Source organism: Agrobacterium sp. CFBP 3001 (genome assembly GCF_027871605.1).
Taxonomy (GTDB): Bacteria; Pseudomonadota; Alphaproteobacteria; order Rhizobiales; family Rhizobiaceae; genus Agrobacterium; species Agrobacterium leguminum.
In genome coordinates, this window is record NZ_JAQAHD010000015.1 from 116,158 (window position 1) to 128,921 (window position 12,764).

General features: G+C 57.3%; 11 protein-coding genes and 1 pseudogene. 5 read left to right on the plus strand and 7 right to left on the minus strand.

The window, feature by feature from the left end:
- The first annotated feature begins 192 nt into the window (after positions 1 to 192).
- Both glgA and treZ read left to right on the plus strand, forming a co-directional pair.
- A complete protein-coding gene (glgA, locus tag PH605_RS18465) occupies positions 193 to 1,746 on the plus strand; it encodes a glycogen synthase GlgA (protein ID WP_142845669.1) in 1,554 nt (517 codons plus the stop codon).
- Positions 1,746 to 3,551 (plus strand): malto-oligosyltrehalose trehalohydrolase, encoded by a 1,806-nt coding sequence (gene treZ / locus PH605_RS18470; RefSeq protein ID WP_237680936.1) that lies wholly within the window; start codon positions 1,746 to 1,748, stop codon positions 3,549 to 3,551. The genes glgA and treZ overlap by 1 nt, the downstream gene beginning before the upstream one ends.
- Here the strand turns inward: treZ and PH605_RS18475 are convergent.
- Together PH605_RS18475 and PH605_RS18480 are read right to left on the minus strand one after the other, a co-directional pair.
- A pseudogene (locus tag PH605_RS18475) lies at positions 3,531 to 3,736 on the minus strand (sigma factor-like helix-turn-helix DNA-binding protein); the annotation flags it as partial. The gene treZ and the pseudogene PH605_RS18475 overlap by 21 nt on opposite strands.
- 23 nt (positions 3,737 to 3,759) lie before the next feature.
- On the minus strand, positions 3,760 to 3,957 hold the full coding sequence (locus PH605_RS18480; RefSeq protein ID WP_065654892.1) for a hypothetical protein: 198 nt from the start codon (positions 3,955 to 3,957) through the stop codon (positions 3,760 to 3,762).
- Between the two features lie 182 nt (positions 3,958 to 4,139).
- On the opposite strand from PH605_RS18480, the gene PH605_RS18485 reads away from it, so the two are divergent.
- Complete coding sequence (locus PH605_RS18485) at positions 4,140 to 5,309, plus strand: zinc-dependent alcohol dehydrogenase (protein ID WP_142845670.1); 1,170 nt, start codon at positions 4,140 to 4,142, stop codon at positions 5,307 to 5,309.
- A gap of 10 nt (positions 5,310 to 5,319) precedes the next feature.
- Positions 5,320 to 6,114: an SDR family NAD(P)-dependent oxidoreductase gene (locus tag PH605_RS18490; protein WP_080857749.1), complete on the plus strand. Its 795-nt coding sequence runs from the start codon at positions 5,320 to 5,322 to the stop codon at positions 6,112 to 6,114.
- A 142-nt stretch (positions 6,115 to 6,256) separates the two neighbouring features.
- Here PH605_RS18490 and PH605_RS18495 read toward each other — a convergent pair whose 3' ends face one another.
- Genes PH605_RS18495 through iolG form a run of 4 tightly spaced genes read right to left on the minus strand, consistent with a single transcriptional unit; the run spans position 6,257 to position 10,462 of the window.
- Positions 6,257 to 7,303, minus strand: coding sequence for a Gfo/Idh/MocA family protein (locus PH605_RS18495; RefSeq protein ID WP_205125163.1), 1,047 nt, complete (start codon positions 7,301 to 7,303; stop codon positions 6,257 to 6,259).
- Between the two features lie 31 nt (positions 7,304 to 7,334).
- Positions 7,335 to 8,507 carry a Gfo/Idh/MocA family protein gene (locus tag PH605_RS18500; RefSeq protein ID WP_125146499.1) on the minus strand — a complete coding sequence of 391 codons (1,173 nt, stop codon included), beginning with the start codon at positions 8,505 to 8,507 and terminating at the stop codon, positions 7,335 to 7,337.
- Positions 8,508 to 8,521: 14 nt separating this feature from the next.
- Entirely contained in the window at positions 8,522 to 9,436 is a 915-nt protein-coding gene (gene iolE / locus PH605_RS18505; protein ID WP_080857746.1) for a myo-inosose-2 dehydratase, read from the minus strand.
- Between the two features lie 18 nt (positions 9,437 to 9,454).
- On the minus strand, positions 9,455 to 10,462 hold the full coding sequence (iolG, locus tag PH605_RS18510) for an inositol 2-dehydrogenase (RefSeq protein ID WP_142845671.1): 1,008 nt from the start codon (positions 10,460 to 10,462) through the stop codon (positions 9,455 to 9,457).
- Positions 10,463 to 10,581: 119 nt separating this feature from the next.
- Between iolG and PH605_RS18515 the strand changes: the two genes are divergently transcribed.
- Positions 10,582 to 11,595, plus strand: coding sequence for a LacI family DNA-binding transcriptional regulator (locus PH605_RS18515; protein WP_142845672.1), 1,014 nt, complete (start codon positions 10,582 to 10,584; stop codon positions 11,593 to 11,595).
- A gap of 82 nt (positions 11,596 to 11,677) precedes the next feature.
- Here the strand turns inward: PH605_RS18515 and PH605_RS18520 are convergent, their stop codons facing one another.
- A complete protein-coding gene (locus PH605_RS18520; protein ID WP_142845673.1) occupies positions 11,678 to 12,544 on the minus strand; it encodes an aldo/keto reductase family oxidoreductase in 867 nt (288 codons plus the stop codon).
- Between the last annotated feature and the right edge of the window lie 220 nt (positions 12,545 to 12,764).

Here is a 12,764-nt window from a genome sequence, read left to right on the forward strand (position 1 = left end):
TCAGAGCACAGAAGATTCCTCTTCCGACAACACCCAGACGGGCCGATAGGCAACATCAAAACAGACACGACACATAAAGGCCAGCAGCAGGACAGGTAGGGTCCCCCTGTTCCGGGCAGGCGAGCTGGTTGCACCAACCTTTTTCCCGGGCTCCTCGCAGTCTGAGATCAATACGTTCCCTGGAGGCGCCAAATGCGGATTCTTGCCGTCACGGCCGAAATGTTTCCATTCGTCAAAACCGGCGGATTGGCCGATGCGGCAGGCGCTCTGCCGGAGGCACTAGCAAGACACGGCGCGGAAGTTCGTACATTGCTACCCCTCTACCGTAGGCTCACGCCGCTCGTCCGCGGCAAGAAGCCGTGTCTGGTCGCCAATATTCTAAAGCAAGCGGTATCGGTTTACTCCCTTGACGCCGACGGTCACAAGCTTCTGCTTCTTGAAGCGGCAGACCTGTTTGACAGGGAAGGTCCTCCCTATGGCATGAATGGCAAAACTTTTGCCGACAATGATCTGCGCTTTGCGGTCCTGTCCAAGGCGGCGGCGGAAATTGCCCTCGGCGCGATTGACGACTGGAAGCCTGATCTTGTTCATGCCCATGACTGGCACGCGGCCTTGACCTGCGTTTATATCGCGGAGTCGGCGGCGACGGTGCCCTCCGTCCTCACCCTTCACAATCTCGCATTTCAGGGACAATATCCACTCGAGCGGGCGGGTATGCTTGAGTTGCCCCAACATCTCTGTACCGTCGATTGCCTCGAATATTATGGCGACCTGTCGTTTTTAAAGGGTGTCCTGACGACCGCGTCGGCCGTAACGACAGTAAGCCCCACTTACGCAAGAGAAATTCTGACACCGGAAATGGGAATGGGTATGCACGGCGTGCTTGCCACGCGGCGCGAGGACCTGCGTGGCATCGTCAACGGTGTCGACCAGGAAGTCTGGGACCCGGCAACAGACCCCTACATTCTTACAAATTTCACGGCTGCGACGGCCACGCGCCGGAGCCTTAACAAATATGCCTTGCTTCAGGCCCTTGGCCTCGCCCCGACCCAAGGCCCTGTTTTCGGTGTGGTCAGCCGTCTGACCTGGCAAAAGGGCATCGACCTCCTCCCTCAGGTCGTTCCACTTATCATTGCGAGAAAAGGAAGATTGGTGATTCACGGAGAAGGCGACACCGCACTGGAAGACAGCTTGCGCGCGCTGGCAAAACGTTATCCTGAACTGGTCTGCGCCCATATCGGTTACGATGAGCGTCTGGCGCATATGATTCAGGCGGGCTCAGACTTCATTATCCAGCCTTCACGGTTCGAACCCTGCGGCCTGACACAGCTTTACGCCCTGCGATACGGCGCACTGCCCATAGTCAGCCGCACTGGCGGGCTAGCGGAAACCATCATCGATGCGAATGACGCAGCCATTGAGGCGGGCGTGGCAACAGGCTTTCAATTCGAGCCTGCAAATGAGGACGATCTACGCGCGGCGCTCGATCGTGCCATCAGTGCCTATAGTGACCGAGAACTTTTCAGACGGCTTCAGGCACAAGCCATGCGGGCCAATTTTTCCTGGGACAAGAGTGCCGCACAGTATATGGCGCTTTTTGAAAGCCTTGTCGGCGACAACAGGCCCAAAACGGGTGCTGTCGCCGATATTAGGCCCGAGACTTTTGCAAAGATAAGAGCTGACAGACGGCAGGCAGGAACCCTGGGATCACCAACAGGTCAGGCCACTGGCAACAGGAGGCTTTGATGATGAATGCAGCGAATTACCGCAAATGGGGCGCGCAGCGCAATCAATCCGGCGACACGGATTTCAGCATCTGGGCACCCGCCTCAGCAGCGGTGAAACTGTGGCTGAACGATGAGGAATTCGACATGCACACGGCTGGTGATGGCTGGCACCACATCACAAAACCCGCCCTCCCCGGCGATCGCTATTGCTTCGTGCTGGCCGACAGGACGAGGGTTGCAGATCCCGCTTCCAATCAGCAACAGGTAGGCCCGCTTGGCCCCTCCCTGATCGTCGACCATGATTTCGCCTGGAAAAACCCGGACTGGAAGGGCCGACCGTGGCACGAAACAGTCGTCTATGAGCTCCATGTCGGGACTTTTACACCCGAGGGCACCTTTGCGGCCGCGGCGGAGAAACTTGAATATCTCGCAGACGTGGGCATTACCGCGATCGAACTCATGCCGCTTGCGACCTTTGCCGGAAGTCGCGGCTGGGGTTACGACGGCGTCCTGCAATTTTCACCCCAACGGGATTATGGCTCCCCAGACGAGCTCAAGGCCTTCATTGATCAAGCCCATGGCCACGGTATCATGGTGCTGCTGGATGTCGTCTACAATCACTTCGGCCCCGCAGGAAATACGCTTCAGGCCTACGCCCCGGCATTTTTCAAGAAGGATGAGACACCATGGGGACCGGCGCCGGACTTCAACCGGGCCGAAGTTCGGTCATTCTTTCTTCAGAACGCATTCTACTGGCTCGAGACCTATCGCTTCGACGGATTGCGGATCGATGCCGCTGATCATCTCGCTGGCGGCGGCGGAGAGGTCGATTTCCTCATCGAGATGGCGCGAGAGGTGAAGCGGACAATAAGAAACAGGCATGTGCATCTGGTCATAGAGGACGCTAGAAACGCGGCATCGCCAATGACGCCCTTGGCTGACGGCACCGTCCTGATTGATGCGCAGTGGAACGATGACTTTCACCACGTCGTCCATGTTGCGACCACGAAGGAAAAGGGCGGCATCTATGGTGACTTCGCGGCACGGCCCTATGACAAGCTTTGCCGCTCGCTTGCGACCGGTTTTGTCTACCAGGGCGAACCGCGCCCTTCCCGGGATTTTGGCAGCAGCGGAGAACCGAGTGACCATCTGCCACCGCAACGATTCGTGAATTTTCTCCATAACCATGATCAGGCCGGAAACAGGTTACGCGGTGAAAGGCTTCGTGCCCTTATTGCACTGCCCCTCTTTGAGACGCTTGAAACAATTCTACTCCTTTCCCCACAGACGCCGTTAATTTTCATGGGTGACGACCATGGCTCGGCCAACCCTTTTTTCTTTTTCTCCGACCATCCGGATGACGACCGGGAACAGGAAATAGAAAATCGGCTTAAACAGGCGGAAATGTTCCAGGGAGAACTCCCACCCAATGCCCGGCAGGTGGTGCGTGATCCCAACGATCCCCACACGATGCAGCTTTCGACTTTGAACTGGCAAGGGGCTGAAACTACCGATGGAAAACTGGCAAGGGCGAGGATGACCGCGTTGCTTTCAAAACGGCGCTGGCACATCTGGCCTCTACTTTGCTCTCACTTCGAGAAAGGTGTTTTGCTCGAATGTCAGCCAAAATGCCTTGCAATCGACTGGCATTTCAAAATGGGACGGCTCCAAGTGCGGGCAAATCTTTCGGCAAACACATGTGAGCTGCCGCCGGTAAAGGGAAAACTCCTTCACCAGTATGGCAGCATCAATAACACAAACTACGGTGGTTATGCGGCACAGTTTGCAGTTGAAGGACCGCACTCAGTTCAGATTTCGACGTAGCGCCTCCCTCGCCCTGTTGACGCGGCTTTTGATGGTGCCCACCCGGCAGCCGCAGATGGCGGCGGCATCGGCATAACCCGTCCCTGCCGCCACGAGCAGCAGAGCTTTTTTCTGGTCCTTGTCGAGATGGCGGATAGCCGCATGACCTCCTGATGCCGCACACGCCATTCCTTGCTGGCAGGGGTAATCCGGCCGCAAACCACAATCTTCACCGTGCGAGGTCCTCGATCACAAGTTCGATGGATTGTGGCTCGGCGCCATCTTTCGTCTGCACCGTCAAAACGCTGCCGGTGTTCAAAACACCCTCAAGCACGGTGCGCTCGTCTACAATGATCCTGATCACCTTGGGGGTCGCAGCTTCGATGTTCAGGCTGTTGCTGGTTTCGTACTCAACTGGCTGGGTCAAGGCTCGCCTCCGGATCGTGGAAAGATAGGCGGTCTAACTTCGCTCCGGCAAGCTTGTTCCCTCTCTAACGGCGCACCGCCAGCCGCCATCGCTCGAACAGCCCCGGAACTTTGACGATGGGGCCGGGTTAGGCGTGAACCCGGCGCACCCGCTGCTCCACCGATCCAGAAGGAACACCGATCATGAAGGCACTGACTTGGCACGGCAAACACGACATTCGCTGTGAGAGCGTCCCTGATCCACAAATCGAGCACGGCCGCGACGCGATCATCAAGGTGACCGCCTGCGCAATCTGCGGTTCCGATCTTCATCTCTACAACGGGATCATGCCCGACATGCATGGTGGCGATATAATGGGCCACGAGACTATGGGCGAAGTCGTCGATGTCGGTAGGGACAATAAGACGCTGAAGGTCGGAGACCGGGTTGTCGTTCCCTTCACGATTGCCTGTGGAGAGTGTTTCTTCTGCAAAAGAGGGTTTTATTCCGGCTGCGAGCGCAGCAACCCCAACCCGCATAAGGTCCGGGAAATGTGGGGAAACTCCCCCGCCGGGCTGTTCGGCTACACGCACCTTCTGGGAGGTTTCAGCGGCGGCCAGGCCGAATATATGCGCGTTCCCTATGCCGATGTCGGGCCTATCAAGGTTCCCGACGGGCTGACAGACGAGCAGGTCCTGTTTCTGTCAGACATTTTCCCGACCGGTTACATGGCGGCGGATTTCTGTAATATCCAGCCCGGCGATACGATCGCGATCTGGGGCTGCGGTCCTGTCGGCCAGACGGCCATCCGCTCCGCCTTCCTGTTGGGTGCGGAACGGGTCATCGCTATCGATTCCGTGCCGGAACGGATCGCCCTTGCGGCCGCCGCCGGCGCGCTCACACTGAATTATCTGGATGATGATATTTACGAGCAGATCATGGAATTAACCCATGGCCGGGGCGCAGACGCCTGCATCGACGCCGTGGGGACGGAACCCGATCCGGCCGCCGGCTGGGATTCCCGTCTTGACCGTATCAAGGTGGCGACATTCATGGGGACGGACCGCCCGCATGTGCTGCGGCAGGCTATTTATTGCTGCCGCAACTTCGGCACAGTCTCGATCGTCGGCGTCTATGGCGGTTTTCTCGACAAAATCCCGATGGGCTCCGCGATCAATCGCGGCCTGACATTCCGGATGGCTCAGACACCGGTGCAGGCCTATCTGCCCACCCTTATGGGTCGGATCGAGAAGGGAGAGATCGACCCCTCCTTCGTCATCACCCACCGCGCCACCCTCGATGAAGGTCCTGATCTTTATAAAACATTCAGCCACCGCGACGACGGCTGTATCAAGGTCGTCCTCAAGCCATAGGAGAAGAATCATGCCTGCGGAAAAATCAATCAAAGGCCTTGCTGTCGTCACCGGCGCCTCCTCAGGCATCGGTTACGAACTGGCAAGATGCGCGGCGCAGGACGGCTACAATCTCATCATCGTGGCTGACGAGGCGGAAATCGAAACGGCGGCGACACAGTTGCGGGCAGCGGGAACGGAAGTGGAAGCCGTGCAAGCCGACCTTTCGACACAGGCAGGCGTGGAAAAACTTCTCTCCCGCATAGCGACGAAAGAGTGGCCGGTCGATCTGCTGTTTGCGAACGCGGGACAGGGGCTGGGCAACGGTTTTCTCGATCAGAAAATGGATGCGGTCCAGCGGGTGATAGCCACCAATATCAGCGGTACCGTTGCGCTGGTGCATGCGATCGGCAGCGGCATGCGCCAGCGCGGCAGCGGCCGGATTCTACTCACGGGCTCCATTGCCGGTTTCATGCCCGGCACCTTTCAGGCGGTCTATAACGCGACAAAAGCCTTCATTAATTCCTTCTCATTCGCACTTCGCGAAGAGCTGGATGGCACCGGGGTCACCGTCACGTGCCTGATGCCCGGCGCGACCGAGACAGCGTTTTTCGAGCGCGCGGACATGCTCGACACGGCGGTTGGCAAACAGAAGAAAGACGATCCCGGCTTCGTTGCACAAATCGGCTACGATGCGATGATGAATGGTGACGGAGACGTCGTGTCCGGCTGGAAGAACAAGCTGATATCGGCCGCGGCAAACGTGACCCCTTCGGATATTCTCGCGAAACAGCACCGCAAAATGGCTGCCCGGGAAGGAAAGTGACGCTGGGGCTTAAGAGGATCCTGTGAACCGCAGAGTGGATTGCGAAGGGAGGGGTCCAAAGAGCGTCGCCATACCCGCGGCGCGTTTCGCCAGGCTCATGATCTCGCGCAAGATTACAACGACTATCGGACCAGTCTTGCGGTCATTCAGACAACCCTGCTTTCCTGAAGTCGATATCGAGCGCTGCACGGATCGCATCAAGTGTTTTCATCGTGTCAAGTGATGCATCAAGCGGTCTGCAAGGACTTTCAAGGTCGCCGTCGCTGATACTGTAAGCGACCCCAGCAGCCTGATGGTAAAGCCCTTCGAAATGCGCGCCACGAGGTTCCGCGTATTTCAACCTGACAGTCCCGTCCAGCGACCACACTTCGAACGCGCCTGGCAAATGGAACTCGTTGACAAACCGGATCGAGCCCTCCGTGCCGACCATGGTCGCGCCGGTTGGCGTAAACCCATAAAGGGTCGTTGCCATGGTCCCCTGGCAGCCCCGGGAATTCATCATGGCTACAGCCAGCTGCCCATTCACTCCGGCCGGATCGGGACTTGCAACGCCGACGACCTTGGAAGGAACGCCAAGCAGCTTGCTTATTAACGACACTGGATACGTACCTAGATCAAGCAGCGGCCCGCCTGCCAGTTTTGGGTTGAAGATGCGGTGGTCACGCGGAAGATACTCGCCATATTCCGTGTAGACCGATTTGATGTCCCCAATAACGCCCGCATCAAGGACCTGCTGGACAATGTCGAATTTCGGCAGGAAATACGTCCAGAGCGCTTCTGCAAAAAAGACGCCTTTCTTACGAGCAGCAGTGACCATTTCGGCAGCCTGGGCATGATTCAGCGCCATCGGCTTTTCGACGAGCACGTGCTTACCGGCGTTGATCGCGAGCAGGACGTGCTCATGGTGCCAACCATGTGGTGTCGCCACATAGATGATATCGATATCGAGTGCTTGAACGAGCGCCTCGTAACTTCCATAAGCGTTCTCGACACCCCACTCAGATGCAAACCGCTTGGCAGTTTCTTCCGATCTCGAACCCACGGCCGCGATTACTTGCCGAGTGTGTGCCTTTACCGATTCTGTGAACTTTGCCGCTATCCAGCCAGTCCCCAAAATGCCCCAGCGCAGTGGAGGAGCGTCCAGGGGTGCTCGCAATCGGGACGGTGGAAGAGCGGTTGGAAATGTCATCTTAAATCTCCTCAAAAAGCCTCTCGATTGCTCAGGACGCCGTCTGTTCCCACTGGCCCGTTGCCAGAGACCGCTCCATGGCGTCAATAATCTGTTCGTTGGCCAGCCCGAATTCGAAATTTGGGTAACAGTCGGCATCGCGCATGATGCCTTCGATCAGGTCACGTACCTCTATAACCTTGACGTCGAAGTAGCCGAGGCCACCGCCAGCGAAATCAAAGCCGAAAAATGCCGAAAACTGCGGTACTTGGCTTCCCGCTAGGATCGTCTTGAATCCGCGGTCAGGCTTTGGGTCGTTGAAACGCGATATCTTCAGCTCGTTAAAGCGCTCTCCGTCCATGATGATTGTGCCCTCTGTCCCGGATATTTCCCAGTAGACGCCAAAGACCTTGCCGGCAGCTACGCGGGATGCCTCAATGGTGCCACCTGCGCCGGATTTGAAGCGGACCAGCGCCTGGATCTGATCCTCGTTCTCGACCATCGCGCGAGGCGCATCATTGCCCGCCTTTGCACCGTAACCCGAACCACCCCGGGGCACGGGCCTCGTCGGAAAAAACGTCTGACTTTGGGCGATGACGCTTTCAACCGGACCCAGCAGATATTGTGCAACGGAAATTACGTGGCTGCCGAGATCGCCGAGCGCCCCTGATCCTGCATCGCGACGCGTACAGCGCCACGAAAATGGCAAATCGGGATCATTGAAAAAGCCTTGATCGAACCAGCCGCGAAAGCGCATGGGCTGTCCGATATCGCCTCTGTCGATCAATTGCTTGGCCAACATTGCCGCCGGTGTCTTGATGTTGTTGAAGGCGACCATCGTCTTGACGCCTTTCTTTCGGGCAGCTGCAGCCATTTGCTCTGCCTCTGCCAGCGTCACGGAAAGTGGCTTTTCGCAGTAGACGTGCTTGCCTGCTTCTATCGCTGCAAGCGCCATTTCATGGTGCATGACGTTTGGCGAGGTGATGTCGACGATGTCGACATTGGGATCCTCAACCAGTTGCCGCCAGTCTCCGGTGCTTTTCTCGAAACCATATCGGGCGGCGGCATCGGCAGCCATTTCATCGCTCGCATCGGCGAGCATATAGAGATGCGGGATGGCCGCCAGATCACGATACAGCACGCCAGCACGACGGTAGGCGTCCGCATGGGCCTGGCCCATGAAGCCTGAACCGATCAGGCCGATATTGAGTTTTTTTTGGGTCATGGCCTCTCTCCCTTTCAATCTGGTCTAGCTGCGAAAAGGTCGTGCATGTGAAGGAAGGCGCGAGTGACGGCAGGACGCGGCAGCGCTTGGGCGGGATCCTGCTCAGCCTCCACCACGAGCCAGCCCTTGTAGCCGCCGCGAACAAAGCGCACGATCGGACTGAAATCGACGTTACCATCGCCAGGAACAGTGAACATGCCGGCACGAACACCGTCGTTAAAGCTGAGGTCGCGGCTGCGAACCTCCGTCATCACCGGAGTGCGCATATCCTTGAGATGAATGTGGTTGATGCGATCGCCGAAACGTTCGATCAGCCGTGCGTACTCGAAACCACCACCGGCGGCATGGCCGGTATCGAGCAGAAGCCCAGCCTCCGCTCCCGTCTTGTCGAAGAGCGACGAAATCTCGTCGAAGGTCTCTGCGACCATCATCAGGTGGTGATGATAGGCGAGCACCAGCCCGTATTCTCCGCCAAGCCGCTTGCCGAACTCTGTCAGTCTCGCGGCGTAACCGCCGATATCACCCGCCGGCATGGTCAGGCGTTTTGACATCGGCGCATCGAGCGGCGCGCCTGGTGTCATCATCGCCACCTCGCCATAGACAAGCACACTGCTGCCCATGTCCCGCAGCAGGGCAGCGTGGGCGGCGACGCTTGCCATCTCCGCATCGACGCCGCGCTCGGCAAGTTCGCCGGAATACCAGCCGGATGCGAGTTGCAGGTCGCGGCTGTCCAGAAGCGGACGAAGCACGGCGGCGTCTCGGGGGAACTTGCGACCCAGCTCTACGCCTTGGTAGCCGATTGCTGCCGCATCGTTCAGGCAGGTTTCAAGCGATATGTCGCGTCCGAGATCCTCAAGCACGTCATTTACCCATGACAACGGGCTGACGGCAATTCTGACACCTTCTGGCAGGAGATCGGTGGTTGTCATAGTCGTTGCCTTCCTTTCTCAAGGATGCCAGTCGGAACTGATGTGGACGGGTGAGCCGGTTGTCATCGAAACGATCGCGGCCTCGGCAAGGCGTTGCGCCTCCAAGCCATCTCTTATCCCGGCGAGGGGTTTGGTACCCTTCTCGATCATATCGATGAAGGCGTGCATTTCCGCGAGATAGGCACCCGCAAAACGTTCGATGAAATAGTTCATGGGTATCGACGAATGAAAACCATTGGCGTCGGCGATCATGACGCCCCGTTGCGGGCGGTTTTCGACGTAGAGCACCTCGCTCGAGCACAGGGCCTCCAACCTCTGATCGTAACCGAATGGCGCACGCCGGCAATTTATCATCTGAACGAAGCGACCAGAAACCGATGTCAGTGTGATCATTGCCGTGTCGATATCGCCTGCCGCTTCGATTTCGGGGTCGATCAGGCTTTTTCCAACCGCGTAGACAATTGCGATTTCCTCTCCAAGAAGATAACGGGCCATGTCGAAATCATGGATCGCCTGGTCTCGAAACATGCCACCCGACCGCTCGACGTAGAAACGTGGCGGGGGCGACGGGTCGCGGGTGTGCATGACGATGTGCTCCAAGCGGCCTGCCTGACCACTCGCAATCCTGTCACGCACCAGACGATAATCCGGATCATATCGGCGTTGAAATCCAAGTAGGCAGGCCACACCGGCGTTTTCAACCTTGCTTGTGACATCTACCACGGTTGCAAAATCAAGGCTGACCGGTTTTTCACAGAACACGGCTTTGCCTGCCTGCGCCGCCCGCAAAAGCAGTTCCGCATGGGTATCAGTGGAGCTCGCTATGACGATGCCTGTGATATCTGGGTCGGCAAAGACTTCTTCCGGATCGCACAGCACGGCTCCGGTTTGGATTGCGAGATGCTCGCGATGCTCGCTTGCTACGGGGTCAACGATGTATTTCAGGCGCGCTGAAGGGTGAGCAGCCGCGTTCAGGGCATGCACCTGCCCAATACGGCCTGCGCCAAAGACGGCGAGCTCAATCATGTTTGTAACCTCCCTTTTTCGAAACGCCCATGACGTTCGAATGAGAAAGATGATAGCGTTAGGTTCTTGATGCGGTATTCTATTCTTGAAGAGATCTCGTCAAAATAGGGCCACCTGGAATGGGAAAGATCACGGCAAGGGACATCGCCAAGGCAGCAAACGTTTCGCTTTCCACCGTTGACCGTGTTCTTAACAATCGTGGCGGCGTCACCGACGCGAAGGAAAGACGCGTTATCGAATGGGCTCGAAAGCTCAAGATTGATCGCGCGCTCAATCAGCGGGCCGCACGAACCCTCAGGATTGCCGTCCTGCTTCAGCGTCCCGAAAACCCGTTTCACGCCTCAGTCCAGGCAAACTTCGAGGCGGCAGCGCGAGATTTTCCGCAGTTCAATCTGCAGTTTAGAATCCATCATATCGATCCGGTAAAGCCTCGTGCGACAGCCGGCCTGATCGGCAGCCTCATCAAGACATGCGATGGGATGGTGATTGTCAGCGCAGCGGATCCCGATATTGCTGCAGCATTGAGAGAATTTGGCACGTCGGGCAAGCCGGTTATCACGCTTGTCACTGACATCGCGGGCTCGGAGCGCTTTGCCTATGTTGGTCCCGACAACGTCAAGACAGGCAGGATTGCCGGCGATCTGATGGGCCGCCTTCTGGGGCGAGACGGTGGAGACGTCATTGTGATTTCTGGAATGCTCAGCATGATGGGACATGAGGAGCGTGAGGCCGGTTTCCGTGCCGTGCTAAACGAACGCTATCCCGATTGTCATGTGACCGAGGTGCTTGAAAGCTATGAGCGGGCTGAACTGGCTGGCGACTTAGTGTTTAGCGCCTTGAAGCGCAACAGCGCCATTCGCGGGATCTACAATGCGTCAGCTGGCGCATCAACCGTCCTGAATGCCGTGGATGCTGTAGGACGAGCGAATGAAATAGTGTTCATCACCCATGAATTGACGGACGAGAGACGGCAGTTGCTGCGAAAGGGCTTGATCGATATCATCATCGATCAAGGACCCGCTTTCGAGGTGCAGACTGCCATTGGTGCGATTGCAGCTTTCTTTGGGCGACAGGAAAGACCACCACCCTCACTCATAACGCCGGTCCAGATCCACACAATTGAAAACTGCTGAAATGGGCAAGCTGTTTGAGACGAACTGGAACATCCCCTGAACCATCAACCTTCACAGGTTCCTCAGATCTAAACAAACGGCATTAGGCAGCAACATTATCCAGTTCCGACAGTACCTCCGAGGGAAGCTCTATCGTGGCCGCTGCGAGGTTTTCCCGTAGATGGACTCGTGATGAAGTGCCAGGGATCAGGAGAATATTCGGCGATCGTTGGAGAAGCCATGCAAGGGCCACCTGCATCGGCGTGGCGTTAAGCCGGGCGGCGAGGCTCGACAGGGTCGAGGATTGCAGCGGTGAGAAGCCGCCAAGAGGAAAGAACGGGACATAGGCCACGCCTCGAGAGGCGAGCGTGTCGATTAAGGCTTCGTCCCGGCGATGCGCAAGGTTGTACTGGTTCTGCACACAGACGATCTCGGTGATCTTGCCGGCTTCCTCAACCTGCTTGGCCGTGACATTAGACAGTCCAATATGCCGGATCAGGCCTTGTTGCTTCAACTCCGCCAGAAACTGAAGCGGCTCATCCAACGAGCCTTCGGCGGGACCATGCACGTCGAACATGGCGCGGAGGTTCACTACATCGAGCACATCGAGCCCAAGATTGCGGAGGTTGTCATGAACGGCCTGCGTCAGGCCGGCGCGCGAAAATGACGCGTTCCACGAGGCGTCAGCTCCCCTGACTACGCCGACTTTCGTCACAATCACCAGGTTGCTGCCATAGGGATGCAAGGCTTCGCGTATGATCTCGTTCGTGACATGCGGACCGTAGAAGTCGCTGGTGTCGATGTGATTGACGCCACTGTCCACAGCCTCGCGCAGAACGGCGATGGCCTCCCGACGATCGCGCGGCGGGCCGAACACGCCTTTGCCCGCAAGCTGCATCGCGCCATAACCCAGCCGGCGCACCGTATGATCGCCAAGCTTGAAGGTTCCTGTATTTTCGATAGTGCTCATGGCTGTATCTCCTTTGTAGTCCTCAGAAATAGATGTTTGGCATATGCGGCACAAGAAGCTATAATCCGGACAAGCTGTCCGCCCTAACGGACAATCAGCCTCATGGTTTTGATCTGAACCCTTCAAACTGGACCGTTTTTGGTTAGAGTTTTCCGGTGCATTTTCCTGGCTGGGAAAGGAACGGAAGACGATGAAAGCATCACAGTTTTCGGACGCACAG